The organism is Rhodanobacter sp. OK091 (assembly GCF_900142825.1).
In the GTDB taxonomy this organism is placed as follows: domain Bacteria; phylum Pseudomonadota; class Gammaproteobacteria; order Xanthomonadales; family Rhodanobacteraceae; genus Rhodanobacter.
Window position 1 is genome coordinate 1669250 of sequence record NZ_FRCH01000001.1, and the last position, 25695, is coordinate 1694944.

The window sequence follows — 25695 nt, forward strand, 5'->3', positions numbered from 1 at the left end:
CGGGCGCCATGAAAGCCGACACCCGCGCATTGGCGGCCAAGGGGCTGGCCGAAATCGCCTTGCGTGGCGCCTCGCTGCGCGACGTGATGGAGCGTTACGCACCGCGGCTGGCCGATCCACGCGACCGCGCCTTGCTGATGGCCTTGCTCAGCGAAGGCGCACGGTGGTGGCTGCGCTTCGACGCCGCCATCGACGGCCTGCTGGAAAAATCCCTGCGCCACAAGGATCCGGCGATCCATGCGCTACTGGTGCTGGGACTGGTGCAACTGGAAATCCTCGAACTGCAGGATTACGCCGCCGTCGCCGCCACGGTCGAGGCGGTGCGCGCGTTGCAGCGGCCGCAACTGGCCGGGCTGGTCAACGCCGTGTTGCGCCGCTGGCAGCGCGAACGCGAAACCCTGATCGCCCGACTCGATGCGAAGCCGCAGACCCGCCACGCACATCCGGCGTGGCTGGCCACGGCGCTGCAAAACGACTGGCCGGAACAGGCCGACGCGGTCATGGCGGCCGATAACCGGGAGCCGCCGCTGATGCTTCGCGTCAATCGCCAGCGCAGCGAGCGCGAGGCACTGATCGGGCAGTTGCAGGCCGCCGGCTACGCGGCGACGGCCCACCCATGGCTGCGCGATGCCTTGCTGCTTCCCCACAGTACCGACATTACCCGCATGCCCGGTTTCGAAGACGGCTTGTTCGCGGTGCAGGATGGCGCAGCGCAAGTAGCCGCCGATCTGGCCGAGCTCAAGGATGGCCTGCGTGTGCTCGATGCCTGCGCTGCACCTGGCGGCAAGGCCTGCCATCTGCTCGAACGCTCCGACATCGATCTGACCGCGCTCGAAGTGGATGCCCCGCGCGCCGAGCGCATCCGGCAGAACCTGATGCGGTTGCGGCTGAATGCCAAGCTGGTGATCGGGGACGCCGGCGCACCGAAGAGTTGGTGGAAAGGTCAGCCGTTCGACCGCATCCTGATCGACGCACCGTGTTCCGCCACCGGCGTATTGCGCCGCCGGCCGGACGTGCGGTTGCATCGACGCGAAAGCGATGTTGCCGCCATGCACGCGCAGCAACGCCGCATTCTGTCCGCGCTGTGGCCCCTGCTGGCGCCGGGCGGGCGCCTGGTCTACATCACCTGCTCGGTGCTGCGTACGGAAAACGAGGCCATCGTCGGCGAACTGCTGGCCGCCCAGCCCAATGCACGATCGATGGCATTCACACTGCCCGTCGGGCACGCCGCGTCGGTGGGCTGGCAGATCCTGCCCGGTGACGGTGACCTCGACGGGATGTATTACGCGGTGCTGCAGAAGCAAACCTGAGCCCCACGCGGAGACCGTCGAACGACCCCGCCGCCTCCCCACAACAGCTTGCCCGGCTATGCTTGTCATCATCCATCGCCGCTGACGGAACATCCCGCCCGTGAAGCCTTGTACGCCCCTGTCCCATGCGCGCCCGCTATGGTTGCGCGACGCCCGCCGGGAGTTGCTGCTGTTCGGCGTGTTCGCGCTGCTGATGCTTGGCCTTGGCATCGGCCTGCGCGATCCGTGGCCCTCCGACGAGCCGCGCTTCGCCCTGGTCGCGCGGCTGATGGTCGAGCATGGCCAGTGGCTGTTTCCGCACCGTGGCCAGGAGTTGTACCCGGACAAGCCGCCAGTGTTCATGTGGTTGCAGGCATTGGCCTACCTGGTTACCGGCCAGTGGAGGGTGGCGTTCCTGTTGCCTTCGCTGGCGGCGGCGCTGACGGCACTGGCGCTGGTCTACGACCTGGCGCGACGGCTCTGGAACCATCGCAGCGCGCTGCTGGCGGCGGCCACGCTGCTGCTCACCATCCACTTCACTTACCAGATGCGCAACGCACAGATCGACCCGTTGCTGCTGGGATGGATCACCCTGGCCAACTATGGCCTGCTGCGTCATCTGCTGCTGGGGCCGGCGTGGCGTTGGTTTGCTGCGGGCTGCTTTTTTGCCGGGGTCGGCGTGGCGACCAAGGGCGTCGGCGTGCTGGCGTTGTTGATGCTGATTCCCTACCTGATCGCGCGCCGTGGCCACTGGCATCATCTGGCCTTGCCGAGCGGCGGCTGGCGCTGGGCCGGCGGGCTGGCGCTTTTCCTGCTGCCGATCCTGGGCTGGCTGTTGCCGATGCTGCTGGTCGCGCACGCCGACGGCGACCCGCAACATGCCGCCTACGTGCAGAACATCTTGTTCGGGCAGACGGTGCACCGCTATGCGACGCCGACCGGTCATATCCATTCGCCGATCTATTTCCTCGGCATCATCGTGGTCGACTGGTTGCCGTTGTCGCTGCTGCTGCCGTGGGCGCTGCCGGCATGGTGGCGACGGCTGAAGCGGTGCGATGCACGCCTCCTGTTGCCGCTGGGCTGGATTGTGCTGCTGCTGCTGTTCTTCTCGTTCAGTCCGGGCAAGCGCGATGTCTACATCCTGCCGGCGCTGCCGATGACGGCATTGGCGCTGGCGCCGTTGCTGCCCGGCCTGCTGCGCCGGCGTGGCGTGCGTATCGCCGTGTTTGCGCTGACCTTGCTGCTGTCCGGCGCGCTGTCTGTTGCGGCGACGCTGGCCATCCATCGGCATCCGGCTTGGGCCGGCAAGATCGAACAAAGCCTGGATCCGCAGATCTGGTGGATGCTGCTGAGCGTGGGCACGGCGGGCCTTGTCATCATCGCGTTCACGCGGGTGCGCCGTGCACCGCTGGGCTGGCTGCTGTTCGCCAGCATGCTGTGGGGTTTGTACGGTCTTTGGGGTTATCCGATGCTCAACGGCGACCGTTCGGCGCGCGACGTGATGGTCCGGGCACGCGCGATCGCCGGACCGGATGCGATCATCGGCCTGCTCGCATGGAAGGAACAGAATCTGCTTATGGCGCAGGGGCCGGTCACCGAATTCGGCTTCCTCAAACCCTGGCCGCAGCAGTACGCCGAGGCCATCGCCTGGCAGCAGCAGGCACCGGCACAACGCTGGATCTTCAGCCTCGACGATGCGATGGGGCAATGCGTGGATCGCCATCGCGCCATCCATGTCGGCCATGCCAACCGCCGCGAATGGTGGCTGTTCAAGGCCGATGCTGTCATTGCCGGCTGTACTCCGCGCCTGGCCGAAAGTGCGGCTGATGATGCGGATAACTGAGTTCCGTATCACCTCAGCGGCGGCATATAAGGTGTAGACTCGGGCCGCTTTGTGGCGTCCAGGCTGGGCCCGGCATGGGCCCGCATGTCAGTCACCGTACATGGAATGCACGTGACACTTCCGCCCCAATGAGCATTGCAGCCACACCTCTCCTCCGCATTCGCAGCGCCGCGCTGGTCGCAGGGCAATGGTGCGCTGTAGCCAGCCTTTTTGTGGTTCCGCTCAACAAGCCGGCAACCAATGTCGCCCTGATCCTCAGCCTCGCTTTCTCGCTGCTGGGCACCGAGGCTCGCCAACGCTGGCTGACAGCCGCGCGCCATCCCGTCGTGCTGGGCGCCTTGCTGTGGTGGCTGGTGCTGACACTGAGCGCCTTACACACCTGGTACGACACCTCGGAGCTGCCGCTGACAGGCTCATACACCTGGGTATGTTGGTATCCCCTGGTCCTGGGTTCGCTGCTGCAGACGTCGGCATGGCGGCAGCGTGCATTGGTCGCCTTTGCGCTGGCGATGGGCGCGGTACTGCTGATTTCCTGCGGCATGGATCTGGGCCTGATTCCTCAGCGTGCGGTGAGCCTTTCAGAGCCGGCCATGCGCAATACCGTATTCAAGGAATACACCCAGCAGGGATTGGCACTGCTTGTCTTTGGCTCCATGGCGCTGGCGGTCGCCATTGACACGCCATCCACGCGCCAGAAGGCATTCTTTTTCGGCGTAGCGTTGCTGACGTTGATCAATATCGTGTTGGTGCTCGAAAGCCGCACGACTTATCTGACACTTGTTCCGCTGCTGGCTTACTGGAGCTGGCGCATCTTCGCCAGGGGTCGTGTGGGTTGGCGTCACACCGTGGCAGCCTGCTCTCTGATGGTCGCCATTCCGGCCGTCGTATGGTTTACGCCACCTGTTCGGGAGCGACTTGTGGTATCGATCGAGCACGAAGTGCAACTTTATGCCGGTCAGCGGGAACCCACCTCTACCGGTATCCGCCTTGAATTGTGGCGACGCACCCTCCCCATCATCGCGACGGCGCCGGTGTTTGGTCATGGACTGCACCAATGGGCGCCGCTGTATCGCCAATCCATTGAAGGCAGTCCGGATTTCGATGCTTTCTTGATGGGTCATCCACATCAGGAGATGTTGTTGATCCTCGCCGAGCAAGGTGCCGTCGGCCTGCTGGTTTATCTGTTGTTACTGGTCGCGCTGGCACGCTACATACGACGTCTCGATCCGGTTCCACGAGACATCTACAGCTGCATCCTGCTGATCTATCTGACAGCCGGACTCGCCAATGGCCTGTGGGCGGACTTCTCACACCGCCATCTGTTCATCCTGTTGCTGGCCTGCATGCCACTCGCCAAGCAACCCACATCACCTCTGCGGGTGAGGACAAGGCCCGAGTGATAGACAGCAACTCCATCGAGCAGGTGACGATCATCTGCGTTACCTACAAGAGCCGGGCGCTCATCGAGTCGCTCGCGGATACGTTGCGTCCCTTCCCTCATGTCCTGATCATCGACAACGGCAGCGATGACGGTACCGCGTCGGCGGTTCGCAGGCTTCTGCCCCACGCCAGAATCATCGAACGCGGCGACAATGGCGGCTTTGGCAAGGCCAACAACGAGGCCATGGTGGAGGTCCGAACCCCGCTTGCCCTGTTGCTCAATCCGGATTGCGACATAAAGCCTGACGGCCTGCTCACCTTGATGGATACGCTGCGGCGCTATCCCTCCGCAGGCATGGTGGCGCCGCAAAGCTGGCGCGAAAATCAGAAGCCCCAGAAATGCTTTCGCCGCGCCTTCTACGATCTCTGCCCACGCGCACCGTATCGCGTAGCGGACGCCACCTGCAGCGCCCAATGGCTGAATGGCTGTTGCCTGCTGCTGCGCACGGAAGCGTTCCGCCATATCGGCGGCTTCGACGAACGCTTCTTCCTGTTCTACGAAGACGACGACCTTTGCTTGCGCATGCAGCGTGCGGGCTTTGAATGTCTGTTCGAGCCGGCGGCGAACGCATGGCATGTCGGCGGCGCGTCTTCGGCGCCTTCCGTCCGGGTCAGCTTCGTGAAGTCGTTTCATTACGCACGCTCGCGTCATCTGGCCATCCGCGAATACCAGGGCGATGGTGCAGGCTGGCGTTACCTCCTCAAGCTGATGCTGGCAGCCGTGCCTCTCGTCCTGGTCTATGGGCTGCTGCTGCAGCGCAGGCATTTCATCAAATGGGTGGCGTGGGGTGCTTCCGCCGCTACATCGGCGCTTGCGCAATTCCCGTGGCCATCGCGAGCCATCCGTGCTCAAGCACCGGCGCTGCGCCCGGTGAGCCGCCGTGACGCGGAACCTGCATCGCCGGCAACCCGTGTTTCACTCAGTCGCGGCTACCTGGAACCAGGCGAAGGTCCGACGGTGCTGTCGAAAATTCGGCGAAATGCTGATCAAGTCCAAGCTCGCAACGAGTCAGTCGTCGAACGATAGTGTCGAGCACCACGCGATCGTTCGGATTGTCGACGATGTGTTTGCGGGTCCGATGATAGAGATGGGTTGCCAGAGCACTGAAGCGCACGTCGCGTCGTAGCAAGCCAGCATGGAACGCGCGCACGGCCAGTTCGGTGTCTTCGCGGCCCCAGCCGGTCATCGCTTCGTTGAAGCCGTTGACGCGCACCAAATCGTCACGCCAGAACCCCATGTTGCAACTCTTGATGCCACGCCGCTTGGTGCTTGGCCTGGCATAACAGCGCGCCAGCACGGGCAGATGCAGCGTATGACGGCGGCGATCGACGCCACGGCTGAAGAAGCCAGGCATGGTCATGTGCTGTTCCAGCATGCGGCGGGTCAGCTCGGCATCGGTCAGCACGCGCGAGCCCTGCACGAAACAGCCACGACGCGCGAATGTGCGATGGTCGGCAATGAAATGCCGCTCGGCTACCATGTCGCCATCGAGCAGGATGATGTAATCGCCCTGTGCGGCCGCAATGGCGCGGTTGCGCGCGCGGCTCATGCGGGCGCCATCGTCCGGTTGCCACAGGTGTATCAGGCGCACCGGATAGTCGCGGGCCAAGCGTTCCAGCAGCTCGCGCGTGGCCGGCTGCGAACCATCGTCGGTGACGATCACTTCGTGCGGCAATTCGCTCTGGGCAGCCAGCGCCGTCAGCACCAATTCCAGTGCATCGGGCCAGTTATAGGTGATTACGGCAACGCTGATGCGCATCGCGATGCCCCGCTCAGTCCATGTCCCGCAGTTCTTTCGGCGCCTGATGACGACGTTTGAACACCGGCCACAGAATGGACGCCGCACGTTCCAGATTGCGCAGCCACGAACCATGCCGCAGGCGGGCCAGCGCGGCGTAGCGTTTGGCCTCGCGCCAGCTGGGATCCGGCTTGGTGCGCAACTCGTGCTTGGCGCTCTCCACGCATTGCGCATCCAGGCCGATGCGCTTGGCATAGATCTCGATCATGCAACGCGAACGGAAGCGGTTCAGATACTCGTTGCTGGGCGTCTGCTTGCCCCACCAGCCGTTGTTGCCATGGATGCGGTAATGCACGGCACCGGTACGCAGATAGTATTTGCGCGCGCCCAGCACGCTCGCTCCATAGACGAGGCAGTTGTCGGCAGACAACCGCCAATTGCAGCTGATGTCTTCCGGCAGATCCAGGGTGCGTCGCGCCCACGGCGCACGCAGCGACAGCGCCGAGGTCGGAGCGCCATACCAGTGCATCAGCATGTAGGTGCTGATCACGGTGTAGCCGAGATCCAGCGATCGGTCGGCGTAACCCATCCAGCGCTCCTCGTCGCCGAACAGCTGCATGTCGGAAAACACGAAATCGATGTCGCGACGGCTGTCGTAAATCTCGCCGACGCGTGCCAGATAGTCCGGCTCCCAGCGGTCATCGGCATCGAGGAAGCAGATCACGTCGGCCCGCGCCTCGGCCACGCCGCGCTGGAACGCGACCAGCTGCCCGCCGTTCTCGCCGCACAGCAAGGTTATCCGCGAGTCGCTCCCGTAGCGCTCGCGCAGATAGTCGGGTGAACCATCGGTCGAGCCATCGTCCACCACGATGATCTGCGCAGCCGGACGTGTCTGCGCCAGCGCACCGTCGATTGCCGCAGCTACGAAGCCGCGATAGTTGTAGCTGGTGATGACGACCGCGAAGCTGGTCATGCCGCCGCACCTTCTTGCAGGAGCTGGCGGAAGTAGCCGATCGTCTCCTTGAGGCCATCTTCGAGCGCCACCTTGGGTTGCCAGCCCAGTTTGCTTCCAGCCAGTCCGATGTCCGGCTGGCGTTGCCGCGGATCATCCGCGGGCAACGGCTTGTAAATCAGCTTCGAGCGACCGCCGACTAGTGCGATCACTTTCTCGGCCAGTTCCAGCATGGTGTGCTCGACCGGGTTGCCGATGTTCACCGGGCCGGTGAAGTCGCGTTCGGAATCCATCATCCGCACCATGGCCTCGATCAGGTCATCGACATAGCAGAAGCTGCGGGTCTGGCTGCCGTCGCCGTAGATGGTGATGTCCTCACCCTTGAGCGCCTGCACGATGAAATTGCTCACCACCCGGCCGTCGTTCGGATGCATGCGCGGGCCGTAGGTGTTGAAGATGCGCACTACCTTGATATCCAGCGCGTGCTGGCGGTAGTAATCGAAGAACAGCGTCTCGGCGCAGCGCTTGCCTTCGTCGTAACAGCTGCGGATGCCGATCGGATTGACCTTGCCCCAATAGCCCTCGACCTGCGGATGCACTTCCGGATCGCCGTAAACCTCGCTGGTGGAAGCCTGCAGGATGCGCGCCTTGACGCGTTTTGCCAGCCCCAGCATGTTGATCGCGCCATGCACGCTGGTCTTGGTGGTCTGCACCGGATCGTGCTGGTAATGCACCGGCGAGGCCGGGCAGGCCAGATTGAAGATGCGCTCCACTTCCACATACAACGGGAAGGTGACGTCATGCCGCATCAGTTCGAAATACGGGTGGGTAAGCAGATGCGCCACATTGCGCTTGCTGCCGGTAAAGAAATTGTCCACGCACAGCACGTCGTGCCCATCGTGAATCAGACGGTCACACAGGTGCGAGCCGAGAAAGCCGGCGCCGCCGGTAACAAGGGTTCGTTTCATGAGCTGCCATTCGGTGCGTTTGCAGGGAATGTGCGACGTTGGTTGAGCCGCCATGCATCGCCACAAGTGAATATTGTCATGAATTGGCGGGCAAAGATGCGACTCGTCCTGCTGAACGCGAGGATCGTTCCCGGCCATGAGCCGTCGAGCCGTGGTGGCGAGGCGAAGCGCGGGCTTCGGCTAGAATCCTCGCATGCCCACGTTTCCGCTGACCCTCGCTATCATCACCCACAACGAAGCCGACAACATCGCGCGTTGCCTGGACAGCGTACCGTTTGCGGCCGAAAAGCTGGTAGTGGACAGCGGCAGCGATGATGACACTGTGGCGATCGCACAGGCGCATGGCGCACGCGTGGTGCAGCAGGACTGGCTCGGCTTCGGCCCCCAGCGCAATTTCGCCACCACCCAGTGCAGCCATGACTGGATCCTGGTGCTGGATGCGGATGAATACCTCAGCCCGGAACTCGCCGCGGAACTCGAGCAACGCCTGCCCGAGCTGATGGCCGGCAATGCACCGTCGGCGTACCTGCGCCGCCGCTCGATCTACATGGGCGCTCCGATGCGCTGGTACCGTCCCGCGGTAGGCGAGCGGATGGCGCGGTTGTACCACCGTCAGAGGGCGCGCTGGAGCGACGCGCGGGTGCATGAATCGCTGCGCTTCGACGGCGCCGCGCCAACGCTGCGCGCAGCGTTCAACCACAACAACAACCCGACCATGCCGCACAAGCAGCTGAAGGTCTTACGCTACGCCGAGCTGAAATGCCGAGACTGGCTGGACAAGGGCAAGCCGGTGCGGATGTGGCAGGCACCGTTCGTATTCGCGCTGGCCTTCCTCAAGGACTACGTGTTCCGGCTGGCCTTCATGGATGGATGGCGCGGCTTCATGATCGCGCAAACCGCCGCCAGCTACGCGCTGTACAAGCGCATGCGCTATTACGAGATGGTCAACAATCCGGAATCGGTGGCACGCGCCGCCGCCGTCCTGACCCGTCACCAGATAGACCGCTGACATGTCCCAGCCAGCTCCAAACAAGCACTACCTGCTGTACGGCTCCGAGCGTTACGCGCTGGCGATCCTGCGTCCGCTGCAGGAGGCGATCCGCGCCCGCGGCGGCGAGGCGGCATGGTTCTTCGACGGCCCAGGCGCCGAAGACATGGTCGAAGGCGAGCGCCTGCTGAGCGTGGCCGAGGTGCGGGCGTGGCAACCGATCGCGGTGATCACCTCCAGCAACGCGGTGCCGCACTTCTTCCCCGGCGTGAAGGTCGAAACGTTCCACGGCTTCGATGCCGGCAAGCCACGGCATATCTACGTCCGGGGTTTCTTTGATCTGTACTGCACGACCGGGCCGCGCGACACCGCCAAATTCAAGGAAATCGCGGACCGCGTCGGCCACTTCACGGTGACCGAGACCGGCTTTCCCAAGCTCGATCCCTTCATGAAGGAGATCACTGGCCCGCTGCCACCGGTGCACCAGCCACCGGTGATCCTGTACCACTCCACCTTCTCGCCATCATGGAGCGCGGCCGAAACGCTGTACGAGGAAGTGAAGCGCCTTTCGCGCGATGGCCGCTGGCGCTGGATCGTCACCTTCCATCCGAAGATGAATCCGGAGACCACCGCGAAGTTCAAGGCGCTGCAGAACGAGCACCTCACGTTCGCCGAGAACGACAACATCCTCGAACTGTTCCCGCAGGTCGACCTGATGTGCTCGGACACCTCCTCGGCGCTCAACGAATTCCTGCTCACCGGCAAGCCGGTGGTGACGTTCAAGAACCGCCGGCCGGGTCCCCAGCTGATCGATATCGACGAGCCGGCGCAGTTCGAACCGGCGATCGAACGCGCGCTGGCCCGCCCGCCGGAGCTGCTGCAGGCGATCCGGGCTTACGCGGACGCGATCCATCCGTACCGCGATGGCCGTTCCAGCGAGCGCGTGCTCGATGCGATCGATGCGTTCATCGCCGCCGGGGCCCGCAATCCGCGCCGCAAGCCGCTGAACCTGTGGCGCAAGCTGAAAATCCGCCGGCGTATCGGCTACTGGGGCCCGGCCTGAGCGCGTTGCCAACCGAACCTCCAGTCGCCTTGTGAACACCGCGCGCAGGCTAGAATCATTCATCTGCCCGCCAAGAGCCCGCCCGTGTCGCTGAGCCCCTATAGCCGTACCGAACAACTTCGCGCCGTGTGGCCCTGGTTGCCATTGTGGGCACTGGTGGCGCTGCTGGCGATCTTTTCGCACGGGCCGATGCCGCTTTATTCGACGCGCACGCTGGCGGTGGCCTGGGAGATGTGGAACCAGGGTCACTGGCTGGTGCCGCACATCAACGGCCAGCCGTACAGCGAAAAAGCACCGTTGCTGTTCTGGCTGATCCAGGCCGGCTGGTTCGTGTTCGGCGTCAACGACATCTGGCCGCGCGTACTCGAGGTACTGATCGGCGGCGCGCAGCTGGTGTTGATTTCGCTGCTGGCGCGGCGGCTGTTTCCGAGCCGCCCGTGGATGGCCAAGGCGACGCCGTGGATGCTGCTGGCGTTCGCCTATGCGTTCCTGTTCGGCCTGCAGATCATGTACGACGTGCTGCTGGCGACATGGACGCTGGCGGCCTTGCTGTGCCTGACCCCGAAGGTGCATCGCACCGAACCGCGCTGGCTGCTGTTCGGCTTATGCGTCGGACTGGGGCTGCTGACCAAGGGCCCGGTGATGCTGCTGCACGTGGTCTTCCCGTGGCTGCTCGGTCCGCTGTGGAACGACTGGGCGCGCCAGCATCGCGCCCGCTGGTACGGCCGTGGCGCGCTGGCGCTGCTGCTCGGTGGCGCGATGCTGCTGGCGTGGGCGATACCGGCCGGGTTCTCCGGTGGCGAGACATACCGCCAGCGGTTGTTCTTCACCCAGACTGCGGGCCGCGTGGTCGATAAATTCTCCGCAGGCAAGGATTTGCAGAACCATGCCGAACCGGTCTGGTTCTACCTGCTGTGGCTGCCGTTGCTGCTGTTTCCCTTCAGTGGCTGGCCGCGCATCTGGGTGGCCGTCGCCGGCTTGCGGCGGCCGCTGGAGCCGGGCCTGCGTTTTGCGCTGTCCTGGCTGATACCCGGCTTCATCGTGTTTTCGCTGATCAGCGGCAAGCAGCTGTATTACCCGCTGCCGGAACTCGGCGGCATCGCGCTGCTGATGGCTGGCGCGATCGCCGTGCTGCGCGAGCGCCGGCCGGCGCTGGCCAGCAACGGCTGGCTCGGCACCTGGCCGCTGGGCGTGGGCGGCATCGTGTTTGCCATCCTGCTGTTCGCGCTGCCGCTGCTGGTGGCCGGGAACCATCTGCATGGCGAATGGCCCGTTGCGGCTGCGCCGTACAGCCGCTACTTCAGCGTGGTTTTCCTGCTGACCGGTGGCCTGCTGCTATTGCGTGGCCGTGGTGAACTGCGTCGCCTGGCGGTAGCCGGACTCATCGGCGTGCTCGCCCTCAATACCTTGTTCACCCTGACCCTGTGGACGCGCTGGGACTTGCGTCCCGCCGCCCACATGCTCGGTGCCGCCGAGCGGGCGAACCATCCCATCGCTTATCTGGGCAACTACGAAGGCCAGTTCCACTTCGAGGGCCGCTTGACGCGACCCATCGCGGAGCTGTTCGGCGATCAGGCCGTGCAGGATTTTGCCCGGGCCCACCCGGATGGCGTGATCGTGACGCATCCGGAAAAGCTCGACGCCGATGCTTTGCGCTACGCGCTGCTGGTGCAGCCGTTCCGCTCGTCGTGGCTGGTGGTCTGGCAGGCCGTCTCGCTGGCCGACCTGTCCGCCGGCCACACCCCGCCGGAGCCGGCCCAGCCCACCCAGGTCTACCCGATCGGTGACCGGCGCTATCGCCCGCAACCGTGAATGCCGGCCTGATCGCCAACCTGCGCAAGCAATGCGACGGTCCACGCGATGGCGCGCTGCTGCGTTTCTCGCTGGGCAATGCGCTGCTCGCCGAAGGCGAAGCCGACATGGCGATCGACGAACTGCGCCGCGCCGTCGCCTTCGATCCAACCTACTCGGCGGCCTGGAAACTGCTGGGCAAAGCCTGCCTCGACGCCGGTCAGACGCAGGCCGCCGCCGAAGCCTGGCGCAGCGGCATCGCTGCTGCCGCCCAACGCGGCGACAAACAGGCGGAAAAGGAAATGGGCGTATTCCTGCGCCGGCTGGAAAAGACCTCGCCGTAGCGGAATGCGTCCCTAGCGATCGTACGGGCTGATCAGGCCGTCGGCCGAGTAGCGCTTGTACTGCCATTGGTACTGCGCGAAAGCCAGCTCGACGCAGTTCTGCACGCCTTGGTTGAGCGCACGGCAGGCGATACCGAGATCGGCGTCCGCCAACCCGGGCGGGGCCGGCAGCAAATGAATGCGATACCCGGTCCCTCGGGGCAGGCGCTCGGCAAACGCGAACAGCACGGTCGCCCCGGTGCGGGCGGCCAGCCGGGGCAGCAGCACCATGGTCAGCGCTTCGCGGCCGAAGAATGGCGCGAACTGCCCTTCGCCCGCACGCGGCTTCTGGTCCGGCAGGATGCCAACCGTGCCACCGGCGGCCAGTCGCTTGTACAAGATGCGCACACCGGCGCCATCGGCACGCACCTGCTCCGGCGCCAAGGCGCCGCGCACCTTGCGCAGCAAGCCCTCGATCGCGGCGATCCGTGGCGGCCGGTACAGGATCGCCATCGGTGTCCTGCGGCACAGCCAGTAATTCAGCAGTTCCCAGCAGCCCAGGTGCGGCGCCGCGATGATCACGCCCTTGCCTGCGTCCAACGCAGCATCCAGCAACGCCGCACCGCGCACCTCACGCACCAGTTCCAGCGCGCGTTCGGCGCCCGCGCCCCACACCTTGACGATCTCGCTGACCGACCTGCCGCTCTCGATCATTACCTCGCGCAACAGCGCCTCCTGCCCTGCCCCGTCCAGCTGCGGTCGCGCGATGCGCAGGTTCGCCGCCGTGTTGCGCACCATGCGGCCGCGCCGCCACAGCAGCAGCCTGCCCAGCCCGCTGCCGATACCGTGCAGCACACGCAGCGGCAGCAGCGCCAGCAGGCGCAGCAGGAGATAGAGCACATACATGTCGATTCGCATCCCTGCAGTTTACGGGAGCCGGCCGCGCGCACCGAGATCGCCTCGCCGGCCAGCCATCTTTCGCCGCCGCCGGTAGCACGATTAAGCTAGCCGCCTCGCCTCCGCCTTGCCGCCATGATTGCCCTGATTCAACGCGTACTGTCCGCCAGCGTCAGTGTCAGCGACGAAACCGTCGGCGCTATCGGCCCCGGCCTGCTGGCGTTGGTCGCGGTGCAGCCGGACGATGGCGAGACGCAGACCAGGCGCATGCTCGAGCGCCTGCTCGGCTATCGCGTGTTCGCCGACGACCACGGCAAGATGAATCGCTCGCTGACCGATACCGGCGGCGGCCTGCTGCTGGTCAGCCAGTTCACCTTGGCCGCCGACACCCGCTCCGGCATGCGCCCCAGCTTCACCAGCGCGGCGACACCGGAGCACGGCCGACGCTGGTTCGACCGCTTGCTGGAACTCGCACGCGTCTCACACCCGGGGGTGGAAACCGGACGCTTCGGTGCCCATATGGTGATCCAGCTGGTGAACGATGGCCCGGTGACTTTCTGGCTCGATACCGGTTGAGCAGGCACAGATGGAGCGGATGCAGCCTGCAGTCAGCAAAAACACTGCAAGGTCGCGATCTGGCGCGATTTTTGCGTGCCTCGCTTAAATTTTTTCTCACTTGAAAACTGGTCAAAAAAGCAGCACATCGCTATAATGTCCGGTTCTTGAACCCCGCGGCGGTCGGTTAATGAATAGCAAAGCTCCCCACGAGCAACAGTCTGAAATCAAGGCGCTCATCTCCAAAGGTCTGGAGCAGGGCTACCTGACGTACGCCGAAATCAACGACCACCTGCCCGACGACATCGTCGATCCGGAGCAGATCGAAGACATCATGGCGGTGCTCAAGGGCGTCGGCATCGAAGTGCACGACGCCGCGCCCGACACCGACACCATCGCCGACGGCGCGGCTCCGGGCAGCACCTCCGGCGACGACGACGCCGCCGCCGAAGAGGCCGTGGCGCTGCTGTCCGCCGTCGACGCCGAAGTCGGCCGCACCACCGACCCGGTGCGCATGTACATGCGCGAGATGGGCACGGTCGAGCTGCTTACCCGCGAGGGCGAAATCGCCATCGCCAAGCGCATCGAGGAAGGCCTCGGCCAGGTGCAGACCGCGCTGGCCAGCTTCCCGCTGACGATCGAACTGCTGCTGGAAGAATACGACCAGCACCTGGACGGCAAGCGCCGCCTCAGCGAAATCCTGGCCGGCTTCCTCGATCTGGAAGAAGCCGCCGACCTCGCCCGCAAGGAGAAGGAAGCCGCCGCACTGCTGCTGCCGGAACCGGATCCGAGCGACGAGACTGAAGCCGACGACGACGAGACCGCGACCGAGGAAGAGGAAGAAGCCGGCCCGACCGGTCCCGATCCGGAAGAGGTCAAGCGCCGCATGGAGCTGCTGCGCGACTACTACGGCAAGTTCCAGAAGGCCGCGCCGAAAGCCGCCAGCATCACCGACAAGAAGATCGTCAAGCTGCGCGACCAGATGGCGGAGGAGTTCCTCAAGCTCAAGCTGCCGTCCGCGCTGATCGACGGCTTCGTGCGCAAGCTGCGCGAAGTGGTCAACGACATCCGCCATCACGAGCGCGTGCTGATGGACATCTTCGTCAAGCAGGTGAAGATGCCCAAGGCCGAATTCATCAAGACCTTCCCCAGCAACGAGGGCAACCTCGAGTGGGTGGCCGAGCTCAGCCGCAAGCGCCAGAAGTGGTCGCCGAACATCAAGACCCACCGCGAGGCGATCGACGCCGAGCAGGAGAAGCTCGCCACCATCGAGCGCAAGCTGTTCCTGCCGCTGATCGACATCAAGGACATCAACCGCGCCATGGCCAGCGGTGAGGCCAAGGCCCGCCGCGCCAAGAAGGAAATGGTCGAGGCGAACCTGCGCCTGGTGATCTCGATCGCCAAGAAGTACACCAACCGCGGCCTGCAGTTCCTGGACCTGATCCAGGAGGGCAACATCGGCCTGATGAAGGCGGTCGACAAGTTCGAATACCGCCGCGGCTACAAGTTCTCGACCTACGCCACCTGGTGGATCCGCCAGGCGATCACCCGCTCGATCGCCGACCAGGCGCGCACCATCCGTATCCCGGTGCACATGATCGAGACGATCAACAAGCTCAACCGCATTTCCCGCCAGATGCTCCAGCAGTTCGGCCGCGAGGCCACGCCGGAAGAGCTGGCCAAGGAAATGGAGATGCCCGAGGACAAGATCCGCAAGGTGCTGAAGATCGCGAAGGAACCGATCTCGATGGAAACCCCGATCGGCGACGACGAGGATTCGCATCTGGGCGATTTCATCGAGGATGGCAACGCCAGCTCGCCTATCGATTCGGCGACCGAGACCGGCCTGATGGAAACCGTGCGCGACGTGCTCGCCGGCCTGACTCCGCGGGAAGCGAAGGTGCTGCGCATGCGCTTCGGCATCGACATGAACACCGACCACACGCTGGAAGAAGTCGGCAAGCAGTTCGATGTCACCCGCGAGCGTATCCGCCAGATCGAGGCCAAGGCCTTGCGCAAGCTGCGCCATCCGAGCCGTTCGGAACAGCTGCGTTCGTTCCTCGACGTCGAGTAACCACGACGTCAGTCACTACTGACGTCAGGATGAAACGAAGAAGCCCCGCGATGCGGGGCTTCTTCGTTTCACGGCGTCAACCCACGTCGTAGAAGAACTGCTCGTGCACGATCTTGCCGTCGCGCACGCGGTACACGCAGATCTCGCTCATGTTCATGCGGCCACGGCCCTTCATGGTCACGTCCATCGCCATCGCGACGCTGAACCAGTTGCCCGCAACCACCGGCTCGCTCACGCTGCCGCCGTGCACCGCCTCGATCATCGCATTGAACTGGCGACCCTTCTCATAGATCGCCGCCAGTCCCTTCACACTACCCAATGCACCCGGCGGCAAACCGTCCGGCTCGATGCTCACCGCATCCTCGGCATACAGCTCGCGCTGCGCGTCCTCGTACTTGCCTTCACGGCACAATTCGACCAATCGTTTTGCGATCGCTTCAATGTTCATGCGTGTTCTCCTGCTTCAGGGGGCCACAAGCCTACCGCCCGGACAACCGCACGCGCCACCGACTTTCGGCACCTCGCTCTCGTATGCAGCCGTCACGCTACGGTAAACTTGCGCTCTTGCGCGGGCCTATAGCTCAATGGTTAGAGCAGAGGACTCATAATCCTTTGGTTCCAGGTTCGAGTCCTGGTGGGCCCACCATGTATCGGCAGGTGATCGTGCGCGTTGGCCCTCCCAGCGATTGACGTCACGAAATACCGGCAATAAGTGTCGCTGGGAGTGGCGTCTTGACACTTTTGTCCTGCAAGTTACAGCCAAATACTGACACTTATTTTGTGCGACTTTAAGGAATTCGATCAGTTGGTAGGTCAAGTTGCGGAGTTGCGTCCGTTGGGATGCTTGGCCTTGAGACTGTTATCAGTCTGATCTGGTGGTGTGCCGTGGCAACAACGGTGTCGAGGCGTTGGTAGGAGGCCATTACACGGGAAATTCTGCGCCCAGCAACTTGTAAAGCTGGTCCAGTTCTCTTCGGCTTTTCTCGTCCTTGGGCTCGCGATCCGCACCGAAGATATCTGGGTAAAGACTCGGGGCGTCGACGGACACGGTAATTTTTTCTCTCATCCCGTCCGACATTTCAGTTGCGATCACAGATCGCACGGTGAAATAGCGCAACATGTTGTGAAGCGGGGAATCTGCTGTCTTGAATTTGCCATTCTTGAATGGTCCGCCGCTCACGCCGGCTCGTTGGATGAAGTTGGTCAGCGTTCCGGCGACACGAGAGATCGACTGGATATCACCCAGGGCATTGCCGGGATTGAAGTTCTCCGGCTTCCCAGCGAACTTCAACACTAGTCGGGCGTCCTCGCACCCATACACGCGTGCGATTGTCACCAGCACCACTGGGTGACCCGTGCTGATCCCAAGCTCCTGTGCTTTGGTGCAAAGTACTTCAGCCATTTTCAGACGCTTCCCTTCTGCAGTTTTGCTGTGCAGACCCTGGTCATTCGCGAACTGAAGGAACGCCAGGTACGCTGGGCCTGACTGCTCAGGATGGGCTCCGAACAAGTCGGTCGCATACGCCTCGACGAGGTCCCAAGGCTCGATCACACGCGCGTTCTTGAAGAAGGCGCCCATGGCATCCCAGTCACGCTGCGCCTCGGCGACAAACTCCTGAACAGAAAACTTGCTGCGTTGGTCGCTGGCCTTCTCCATCAGGGCAGGAAGGTAGGACACGCTGTTGTGTGGGAGGTCGAGCCCCTGAAGAACCTGGATCGACTCCTTGTGATGCTCGTCCTTGAAGCTCTGGGTCGGGAGATAGATCTTGATGTGGCCGATCGCACAAATGTCCAGGAAGTAGACGGTGGGCACCCTCAGCATCCATTGCTGCATGGCGGAAATGAATGCCTCGGCCTGGTCCCGAGGAACACTCACTTGCATCGTGATCTGATTGAACTGAGGCGCGGGCGGATTCATTGAATCTCCTTCTATTCAATTGTGCGGCTCCGGCAGAGGAGCATGTCTATTTGTGAGCGGGCACGCAGATCGTGCCCTGGTCAGTACCAGCGAGATGGTCAGGTGTCATGATGTTCAGTCATTGCCGGAATCTGCACTGTGCAGAAAATATCTGCTAAAGCAGCGAATATTTTGCACGTGATCAGGCTCTACGAAGCTTGCCCACTTTTGCCTCAATGCGTTGAATGCAGCGTTCAAGATTCTTTTTCACGTCATGCTCCCAAACCCTCATGACCGCCCAGTCATTGCAGCGCAGGAGCGTCGTGTGCCGGAGGTCGCGCGCCATGTTCCCAGCAATTTTTTCGCGCCAATAGGGCGCGAGCTTGTGCGACCACTGGTCGAACTTCCATCCGTGCCAGAAGTCGCCATCGATGAATATGGCGAGTCGAATCTTGGTGAAGACGACATCTGGCTTGCCCGCAAGCCATGCTGCATTCACTCGAAAGCGGTACCCGCGTCTGTGTAGTTCCTTCCTCACGGCAAGCTCCACTTTGGTGTCCCGGCTGCGGATCTGTGACATGGTCATACGCCGTTGTTCGGGCGTCATGTTGTCAGCCATCGCGATGCCCCAGCGCGGATTCCGAGTTCTGGCGGGGAAGTGAAGCCGCCACTTGTTCGAAAACACTCTTGACGTGGCGATCGATCTCCCCTGAAGCGATCGACTCGAATGACAAGAACGACGATAGTCGGAGGAAGCGCTTCTGCGCCTCTCGGATCAACTGGCGCCGAGTGAGATCAGAGTAGGTCTGCGATGCGGTCAGCAGTCCCGCCGCGATGGAGCCGGGCAAGCCTTCTATGCCGGCGAGCGACGGGCGCTCCATCAACTGAACCAGTTCGTCCTCTCCGAGCGCGCGCAGAAGCTCCGCCAACTGGGAAGCACCAGGTGATCGCGGCGCGAGGTGAAAGGCGCGCCACCAAAGACGCTGAAAGACGTTGCGGCGACCCGCAGCAAATCGTTCAAGCGGGGTTGCAGCATTGTCTGCCCCGCCAAATCGCCATCGGACGACGTCAGGCAGCAGGACGCAGGACAGAAATTCCCAGACGCCGCCTTTGATCGCTTCCGCAGGCGCCATGCGCATCTGCTGTGCCAGCACGATGGAAGCCTCGGCATCGAAGGCCGCAGCCTGCTGCTGGCTTGCTGAATTCGGATATCCGGCAGTCGCCGCCAACCGGAGGAGATCGCTGCGAAGCCTGCTTAGTGCCGCGACTGTCGCGCGGGCTCCTCCCGTCGGCGTGTATTCGCAAGCAGGATGTTCGACCGAGGCCGTGCCCGCGAGCGAAGGAATGGAGGCCGCGCGGGCTGCATCAGCCAGTTGGAGGGCAATGTGGTGTGGGAGCTGAGGAAAGAGTGTCACCATTCAGCTCCAGAACAACCTGAGCCGGCCCTGCAGATCGGTGCTGAAGTAATCGGACCTCTGATTTGCGGCGGCGGCCAAGCCCCGAATGCCGTCGCCGGGAAACAGCATCTGGATCATCACGTAGATGATCCTGCCACAGCTCCCTTCAGCGTAGTCGCCGTCGCACTCGATGAAATCCTCGTTTGCCAGCGCGCCAAGAATCAAAGCTTTGGCGGTGTCGAAATAGATCGCTGAGCGAATCGCCGATGCTTCGGCATTCGGAGATTCGCCTGAAACCGCATGCACTACTCGCGGGTGTGCAGCGTTGATGAGCAGGCGAACCGAGCCAAGAAAAGGCTGTTCCAAGGCATACACATTCCAGGAGAGTCGCCATGCCGCCTCTGGGTTTGCCCAATAGCCTTTGCTGAAGTCGACGATTTCCACGGGAAAGAACGAATGTGATGAATCCAGCTGAATCGTCTGTCTTTCCCGCAGCAGCACGGCGCCGGCATGTCGCGCCGAGAGTGGTGTACCGGAATCTTGTCGGATAGCCACCAAGACTGTGGTGTCAATATGCAGGGCTCCAGCAATGTCGCTGCCGGCAATGTCCCCAGACAGTTCGACAAGGCAGGCGTCGTCTCCGTCGGAAATTGGAATTCTGGCTAGCCCTCGGCGCAGCACGGTGCCGGGACTAGACCAGCTTGCCGCCGCCAGCAACGGAACAGTTTCGGCAAGGCCGCAGTCGGCCCGCAGACCGGCGGTATCGATGATGACCTCTCTGCGTAGCCGGAGAACAGAGCCGTAGTCGAAGCCGGACAGGACGGCAGGAAGATGCGACGGCGGCTCTGTCGATAGAACTTCCCACTCCCCTGCCGTGAGCCGGTGAGCAGCCGCTCGTTTGTAGGGGACGGCGGTTACGGTTTTCATCCTTGCACTCCAGCCTCCGCCTTGAGTGCAACGGAAATCATGGCATCGGGAGGAATGCTCACCGCGACGGCCCATGTGCCGCTATTGACGGGAATCTCGCAACTGACGGCGCCCGCCGCCACAATAGTGCCGGTCGGGTCCACCCACCTGATGACCCTTGGCTGTTGTGCGCCTTCAGGGGGGTCGCTCTCGAAGCCATCGGCAATGACCACCTTGGGCAACACAAAGACTCGGGCCGGTGTGCCGTCCGGACCAGACGTTTCAAAGCGGGCGACCATCACCGCGATGCCGTCGATCAATTCGATTGCCGGTTCACCGACAAACGAAACTTGCGGCGTTACTGCACCCTTGCGCCCCGTACCGGATCGTCCGCCGGCACCGGCGCCCTTGGACGTGGTCGGTCCATTCCGGGCTGCGCCTGCGGCATCAGGACTCAGCGATGGCACAAGCGCGCCGAGCATACGAGAGAAGCCAGCCACCGAATGTGCTCCCGCTCCCGACGCCTCGATTGTGTGCGGTGCCGCGAAAACCTCAACGGCTTCCTTCACTCTGCGCAGCGCCACCCGAATGTATGTCTTTTCGGACGCATCCAGAAGCAGATCGGGAATCCAGTCGTCATGGGTTGGCGGCTCGGCACGGGCGAACGCGGCATCTGCGTCAGCGTCGACCCGAAACACGCCTGCGTATTCGGCCAGTTCATAAGGGACCAGCGGTCCCTCCAGGTACTTCACCACGAAGTTTGGGGCACGCATCACAGCGATGTGCTGCAGCGGCCGCCGAAGGCCGCGCTGGTACAAGCCAGCACCGTCGTCGCGTTCGCCAGCGGCAGGTTGCGAACCCATTAGGGCAGAAGGCTGTCGAACGAGAGCAAGATGACCTAGCAGCTTCTTGGGCCGCTGCGATTCGATGGACTCCAGCACTGCACCACCGGATGGTGCTTTAGCGTACGCCGTCGCAAAAGCGCGTGCCAATAGCGCCAATTCTGGATCTTCGTGCACCGTTGGCAGCGGCAGCTCGCGACCCTCGCAGCGGACGCTGAACGACATGGTGGGAATGTGGCCGGGACCGTCGATGAGCTTTGGCCAGAAGTAGTCCATGATCGCGCGGCCCATTTGACTCAGTACCTGTTGAGGTGCAGCGCCTTCGAAGTCGGGTGCGAGAACGTAGACGGTGGTGCCGCATGCATCCGGGCTGCGCTGGACGCCACCGAGCAGCAACGCCAGCGCGTCGGCTTCGGCACCCAGTATTGGGTCAACGACCCCGTCCTGTGCCAACCGCCCCCACCAGTGCCGGCCGGTGAAGCGCTGGCCTTCAGAGCCTTGAGACTCGAACTGCGGCCCCAATGCAGCAGCCATGAATCTCGACTCGATGCCGCGTCCGTTGCTGAAGCGAGTGTGGACGCAGATGGTTTTCAGCGAGCTGGCGAGGAAGTACGCCGCCTTGCCAAAACCGTAGGTGCCGCCTGCGTATGCGCGGTTCGGCGGCCGCCCGATGTAGCGCATGAAATCTACGAAATTGGTCGACTCGCTTGGCTGCGGGACAACATTGCCACGGGTCGGGCCGCAGAGTCCGCGGGTGCCGAAATCGCTGACGGCGATTACGGGAAAGTCGCCATCCGCAAGGAGGCGGGCTTGAACATCGACGGCGAACGGTACGCTCCCAAATACCCGGGCCGCCAGTGTTCGACGTATGTCCCGGTCGAGCAGGTATCCATCGATTTGGAACTGGACACCGCCTGCGGGTGCGATTCGTGCGTCCCAGCTGTTCTGAACTGCTTCGCGAACTAGAAGTGTGAAGCGATCTGCGCGAGGGCGCCCGAGTTGGTTCGACACGCCCTCGGCAGCGGCACCGCCCGTCGCAGAAAACAGCTCAGACTGCAGGTTCAGCGGCACCGCCATCGCGGACTCCTGCAAGCGCCGCGTGGAGGCTATCCAGTATTTCCAGGTGCAGTGGTGCAGACGGGGACGCGGCAAGGTCGATCGTGTAGTGGATGTCTGACACCCCGGCTGCAAGTCCAGTGGGAGAGAAAGATGTCCCGGTCAGCCGCGGAAACGACGCAGCCACTTCGTAGACTCGACTGTCGATGACGTCGATTCGAATCTGCTGATAGTGGGCATCATCGCGCAGGTCGTATCCGACTTGCGACAGGCGGCCCAGCAAGTCGCGCCGATCAACACCTGTGTCCAGAACCGACTGAATCAGGTCCGGCACGGTGGCGCCGGATGCGCCGTTCAGCTCCAAGCGCATGGCGCTCAGATACAGCCGGGCATCGCGGGGCGGTTCCAACTGCGTAAGGCCGTGAACGCGGAACTTCCATTCGTCGCGTCGCGTTGTGGTTTTGACCTCTAAAGCGCAGCCCTCTACTGTGAAGTCATGTCGAGCGCCATATGGCCCCTGCCAAGCCGACGTTCCCTGGGCGCTCTTTGCTGCGATGCGCACCAAGTGCCACAGTTCGCCAAACAACCCGCACAGGGCTTCTGTGGACAGAACGTTCGACGCCTCACGGTCCAACAATTCGCGCCAACGCTGAAGCGTCTGATGGCACGCCCGCAGCGGCTGGATCGCGTGACCGCGCAGCAGGCCAAGTACCTCTTCAGCGAGATGAGTAAAGACGCCGTTGAGATGTGCCTTTTGGCACGCGAGGTCGAGGTACTGCCGCTGCCCGGTATCGTCGACCAACGGCCGAGTAGTGAGATGTACGCCACCGCTGCGCCGGTCGTGCGCGGCAGGAAAGTCTGCGGCGACAGGAACCAGCACATGCCGAAGACCCAATGCATCGAGCGCCAGCAGCACCGCTCCGTCAGAGGTGGTTAGCGTCGTGTCGAAAACGCGGAACTCCCCGTGCGTTGGGCTACCGGTGCTTAATTCCAGCTGGCGCCATCCTTCACCAGTGGTCCAGGCGACTCCGCTCGTCATTCGTCAGTCTCTGCCATATCTTCGAGATCGTCGATGTCAATCTGCTCGCTGTCGACATCCGGAAGCTCGACAGTCATATAGTTCTGCGGCGTCAGATCGTTTTGCGGCACGTCGGGGAATACGAGTGCAAGGCCTATAACGTGTTGGACGGCGCCGAGTAGTGCACGCTGGGTGCTTCCTTGACGCGGCACCGAATCCTTGCTGATTGGATAGAGCAGCAGCAAGCCCCTGTCCGGGGCGGCTTTCTCACGGAGGTCGCGCAACTCATCACGATCCTTGCCGCGCAGCTCAGACGCGGATCGCGGCACGTCGATCGCAACGTCGGTCTCCGACATCAAGGCCTTGATGTCGACAACCTGCGGGCCTCTTTTCCGCAGTGAACGTGCACGGTTGACCAGAGGCACTTCGGCGTCCAGTCCGAAGTCGATCGTGCCGAGTGCTGGTACCGGCGCGGCTCGTGTGACAACGGCAACCGTCCAGAGGGCGATATGCCCTCGCTGATTCTGGTCGCGGATGTAGCTCTGCAGTAGCCCGTTCGGCATCTCGCTGTTGCCTGGATCGATGGCGTACTCGTTCAAGAACTGAAGCACTTGGCTCGACGGGACATCGAAGAAGACCTTGTGCGGCTTGTCCGTTACCGTTGCGGGTTGAATGCCAGCTACTCGCATGCGCGCAATCAGATCGCGTGCTGCCTTGAGGTTTTGATCCAGCCAACCCTGGTCTTCGTGGCGGAAGACAATCGTCTGCACCTCTCGCGCATTGAAAGCCATCTTGGCCTGCACCGCGTGCTGCATTTTAAGTTTGGCCGTGATGGCCAGCGCCGGGTGCTGGCGGATGCGAACGGCAAACTCCATGGGAGTCACATCGCCGTTCTTGTAGCGGGAGATGTCCTGACGAATCTCGCGTTCGACGCTAGCCAGGTCGTAGAAATAGTCGCGCAGATCTTCCGTCATCCATACGCGGGCAAGATCGCCGTAGCCCGGCCTGTAGCCAAACCAACGCCCCATCTGCAGCAGAGTGTCATAAGCAGACGCCGATCGGACAAAGAAGCTGACCGTCAACCCTTCCAGCGTCAGTCCGCGTGAAAGCACGTTCCCGCCGATTACGATATAGATGCGGCCGTTTCCATCGGCATCCGGCTGATAGTCCACGCGGTCGAGGGTGGGACTGCTGCCATTTTCGACCTTCGACTCGGTCCGTTTGAGTACCGTCGTCATATGCGCGCTTAGGTCGGCGAATGCAACCGGTTCCAGGTTCAGCATCTCGGAAGGGAGCTCTGCCTGCTCGCGCAGCCAAAGTGCTTCCAGCTCAGCCATCAAAGCTGCGTCGCCCTTCTGGATCAGTTTCAGCACGGTCCCCTGAAATGCATCAACGGCGCACTTGGCATTTCGATGCGCCGCCGCGTATTGGGTCGTATGGATGAGCATCGTGGCGTGCTTGCCACGCTGCCCACGCACTTGGCGAGCGGCGACGGCCATCCAGAAATACAGCATTGCTTCGCGTAGCGTTGCGGTGATTTCCGGAGTGAACGTGAATCGAGCGTCTCTGCTTGGCGGCTTCAACTGCGTGCCTTCGTGGTCGGGCACCAGCCGAATGACATTCAGGCCGTCCACCGGCTCTTCGTTTTCGTCGACGGGCGCACGCCCGAAGATTTGCTCCGCACCGAAGTATCCATTCCCGCGCGGTAGATCGACAATGAAGTCCCTGGGGTAGAGGTCCTCCGGCAGTGAAGGATCAATGAAGAGGTTGGCGAAGGGAGTAGCCGTGTAGCCTACATAGGCTGCTTTAGGGAGATCCTTCAGCAGCTTCACAATCAGCTCGTTGATCTTGGTTCGCTCGTCCGGCTTTGGATGCGAGTTGGGGCTGGCCTGGTCGGCTTCATCATCAATGATCAGGACAGGACAAGCGCGAAGAACTTCGGGCCGTGCACCCGTAAGCCATTTGTGCAGGCGCTTGAGCCGGCCGCTGTTTTTCTTAACGACGCCCAGCACCTTCGTGGAATGCTTTTCGGTAAGAAAGGAGTTGACGTTGGTATTGGCAGCGAAATCGTCCTGAACATCGGTCACGGTGATCCAATGCTCCAGGTTGGCAGCAATAAGATCGTCGTCGATGCGTAGCTGTGTCTGGTAGCGCAGGACGTTGTTCATCCCTGACAGCACGATGATGAACCGGTAGCCGACATCGGCAGCCTTGGCAATAACCGCAGTGAAGCTTGCCGTCTTGCCACTCTGCACGTGCCCAAGTACAAGCCCCCGCGTCCGGATCTGCGCCTTGCCGGGTGGATCGAGCAGCGACACCACTCGGGTCGACGCTTCGTCGATATCCTTGATCGCTGCCGGGTCCCAACCCTTCTCCTTCAGGTGCTTCTCGTAGGAGTGCCACAGCTTGTCCGACGGATCTGGACCGAGATACCACGGATCGAAATGCTTGTTGTAGATACTGCCCGGCTCCTTCATCGTCCATACGCGACGGCTGGCATCACGGTACTTCTGCAAGGCCTGCTCGACCAACGCTTGGGGCAGCAGCGTTGACAGGCGTGCGGCAGCCTCCTCGGGAGTCCGCCCGGCTCGCACCGAATCGAGGATTTGTTCAGCCAATTGGCCGACCTGATCATTAGTTCCATCGCTTAGCGACAT

The 25695-nt window shown here is 62.7% G+C and carries 22 protein-coding genes and 1 tRNA gene; 11 read left to right on the forward strand and 12 right to left on the reverse strand.

Annotated elements, in window-relative coordinates:
• Positions 1-8 precede the first annotated feature (8 nt).
• From rsmB to BUA26_RS07665, 4 genes are all read left to right on the forward strand, one after another.
• Positions 9-1310: a 16S rRNA (cytosine(967)-C(5))-methyltransferase RsmB gene (gene rsmB / locus BUA26_RS07650; RefSeq protein WP_072759252.1), complete on the forward strand. Its 1302-nt coding sequence runs from the start codon at positions 9-11 to the stop codon at positions 1308-1310.
• 100 nt (positions 1311-1410) lie between these two features.
• Positions 1411-3132: an ArnT family glycosyltransferase gene (locus BUA26_RS07655; protein ID WP_072759253.1), complete on the forward strand. Its 1722-nt coding sequence runs from the start codon at positions 1411-1413 to the stop codon at positions 3130-3132.
• A 128-nt stretch (positions 3133-3260) separates the two neighbouring features.
• Positions 3261-4532 (forward strand): O-antigen ligase family protein, encoded by a 1272-nt coding sequence (locus BUA26_RS07660; RefSeq protein ID WP_072759254.1) that lies wholly within the window; start codon positions 3261-3263, stop codon positions 4530-4532.
• Positions 4529-5599 (forward strand): glycosyltransferase family 2 protein, encoded by a 1071-nt coding sequence (locus BUA26_RS07665; protein ID WP_072759255.1) that lies wholly within the window; start codon positions 4529-4531, stop codon positions 5597-5599. Before BUA26_RS07660 ends, BUA26_RS07665 begins: the two co-directional genes overlap by 4 nt.
• On the opposite strand, the gene BUA26_RS07670 is transcribed toward BUA26_RS07665, so the two are convergent.
• From BUA26_RS07670 to BUA26_RS07680, 3 genes are read right to left on the reverse strand one after another with little or no spacing between them, the layout of a single operon-like run.
• Complete coding sequence (locus BUA26_RS07670) at positions 5493-6332, reverse strand: glycosyltransferase family 2 protein (protein ID WP_072759256.1); 840 nt, start codon at positions 6330-6332, stop codon at positions 5493-5495. The genes BUA26_RS07665 and BUA26_RS07670 overlap by 107 nt on opposite strands.
• A 13-nt stretch (positions 6333-6345) precedes the next feature.
• On the reverse strand, positions 6346-7284 hold the full coding sequence (locus BUA26_RS07675; RefSeq protein ID WP_072759258.1) for a glycosyltransferase family 2 protein: 939 nt from the start codon (positions 7282-7284) through the stop codon (positions 6346-6348).
• Positions 7281-8231 carry a UDP-glucuronic acid decarboxylase family protein gene (locus BUA26_RS07680; RefSeq protein WP_072759260.1) on the reverse strand — a complete coding sequence of 317 codons (951 nt, stop codon included), beginning with the start codon at positions 8229-8231 and terminating at the stop codon, positions 7281-7283. The genes BUA26_RS07675 and BUA26_RS07680 overlap by 4 nt, the downstream gene beginning before the upstream one ends.
• Before the next feature lie 193 nt (positions 8232-8424).
• Between BUA26_RS07680 and BUA26_RS07685 the strand changes: the two genes are divergently transcribed.
• From BUA26_RS07685 to BUA26_RS07700, 4 genes are all read left to right on the forward strand, one after another.
• The gene (locus tag BUA26_RS07685) at positions 8425-9240 is read left to right on the forward strand and encodes a glycosyltransferase family 2 protein (protein WP_072759261.1); all 816 of its coding nucleotides are present in this window, start codon (positions 8425-8427) and stop codon (positions 9238-9240) included.
• A 1-nt stretch (position 9241) separates the two neighbouring features.
• Positions 9242-10282: a CDP-glycerol glycerophosphotransferase family protein gene (locus BUA26_RS07690; protein ID WP_072759263.1), complete on the forward strand. Its 1041-nt coding sequence runs from the start codon at positions 9242-9244 to the stop codon at positions 10280-10282.
• Between the two features lie 84 nt (positions 10283-10366).
• Positions 10367-12094 carry an ArnT family glycosyltransferase gene (locus BUA26_RS07695; RefSeq protein WP_072759265.1) on the forward strand — a complete coding sequence of 576 codons (1728 nt, stop codon included), beginning with the start codon at positions 10367-10369 and terminating at the stop codon, positions 12092-12094.
• On the forward strand, positions 12091-12417 hold the full coding sequence (locus BUA26_RS07700) for a tetratricopeptide repeat protein (RefSeq protein WP_072759267.1): 327 nt from the start codon (positions 12091-12093) through the stop codon (positions 12415-12417). Before BUA26_RS07695 ends, BUA26_RS07700 begins: the two co-directional genes overlap by 4 nt.
• Before the next feature lie 12 nt (positions 12418-12429).
• On the opposite strand, the gene BUA26_RS07705 is transcribed toward BUA26_RS07700, so the two are convergent.
• Positions 12430-13314, reverse strand: a complete 885-nt coding sequence (locus BUA26_RS07705; protein ID WP_072759269.1) for an LpxL/LpxP family acyltransferase — start codon at positions 13312-13314, stop codon at positions 12430-12432.
• A gap of 114 nt (positions 13315-13428) precedes the next feature.
• Between BUA26_RS07705 and dtd the strand changes: the two genes are divergently transcribed.
• Together dtd and rpoD are read left to right on the forward strand one after the other, a co-directional pair.
• Positions 13429-13869: a D-aminoacyl-tRNA deacylase gene (gene dtd, locus BUA26_RS07710; RefSeq protein ID WP_072759271.1), complete on the forward strand. Its 441-nt coding sequence runs from the start codon at positions 13429-13431 to the stop codon at positions 13867-13869.
• A gap of 169 nt (positions 13870-14038) precedes the next feature.
• On the forward strand, positions 14039-15922 hold the full coding sequence (rpoD, locus tag BUA26_RS07715; RefSeq protein ID WP_072759273.1) for an RNA polymerase sigma factor RpoD: 1884 nt from the start codon (positions 14039-14041) through the stop codon (positions 15920-15922).
• 76 nt (positions 15923-15998) lie between these two features.
• Here the strand turns inward: rpoD and BUA26_RS07720 are convergent, their stop codons facing one another.
• Entirely contained in the window at positions 15999-16370 is a 372-nt protein-coding gene (locus BUA26_RS07720) for a nuclear transport factor 2 family protein (protein WP_072759275.1), read from the reverse strand.
• A 122-nt stretch (positions 16371-16492) separates the two neighbouring features.
• On the opposite strand from BUA26_RS07720, the gene BUA26_RS07725 reads away from it, so the two are divergent.
• Positions 16493-16568: transfer RNA gene (locus BUA26_RS07725), tRNA-Ile, on the forward strand.
• Positions 16569-16844: 276 nt separating this feature from the next.
• Here the strand turns inward: BUA26_RS07725 and BUA26_RS07730 are convergent.
• The 7 genes from BUA26_RS07730 to BUA26_RS07760 all read right to left on the reverse strand — a co-directional run bounded on the left by BUA26_RS07730 (position 16845) and on the right by BUA26_RS07760 (position 25695).
• Positions 16845-17840 (reverse strand): hypothetical protein, encoded by a 996-nt coding sequence (locus BUA26_RS07730; protein WP_072759277.1) that lies wholly within the window; start codon positions 17838-17840, stop codon positions 16845-16847.
• Between the two features lie 181 nt (positions 17841-18021).
• Positions 18022-18438, reverse strand: coding sequence for a very short patch repair endonuclease (locus BUA26_RS07735; RefSeq protein ID WP_072759279.1), 417 nt, complete (start codon positions 18436-18438; stop codon positions 18022-18024).
• A complete protein-coding gene (locus BUA26_RS07740) occupies positions 18431-19237 on the reverse strand; it encodes a DUF6339 family protein (RefSeq protein ID WP_072759281.1) in 807 nt (268 codons plus the stop codon). The genes BUA26_RS07735 and BUA26_RS07740 overlap by 8 nt, the downstream gene beginning before the upstream one ends.
• Positions 19238-20143, reverse strand: coding sequence for a hypothetical protein (locus BUA26_RS20050; RefSeq protein ID WP_143154197.1), 906 nt, complete (start codon positions 20141-20143; stop codon positions 19238-19240).
• The gene (locus tag BUA26_RS07750; RefSeq protein ID WP_072759284.1) at positions 20140-22041 is read right to left on the reverse strand and encodes a hypothetical protein; all 1902 of its coding nucleotides are present in this window, start codon (positions 22039-22041) and stop codon (positions 20140-20142) included. Before BUA26_RS07750 ends, BUA26_RS20050 begins: the two co-directional genes overlap by 4 nt.
• Complete coding sequence (locus BUA26_RS07755; RefSeq protein WP_072759286.1) at positions 22013-23059, reverse strand: PD-(D/E)XK motif protein; 1047 nt, start codon at positions 23057-23059, stop codon at positions 22013-22015. The genes BUA26_RS07750 and BUA26_RS07755 overlap by 29 nt, the downstream gene beginning before the upstream one ends.
• Positions 23056-25695, reverse strand: a complete 2640-nt coding sequence (locus tag BUA26_RS07760; RefSeq protein WP_072759288.1) for a Z1 domain-containing protein — start codon at positions 25693-25695, stop codon at positions 23056-23058. Before BUA26_RS07760 ends, BUA26_RS07755 begins: the two co-directional genes overlap by 4 nt.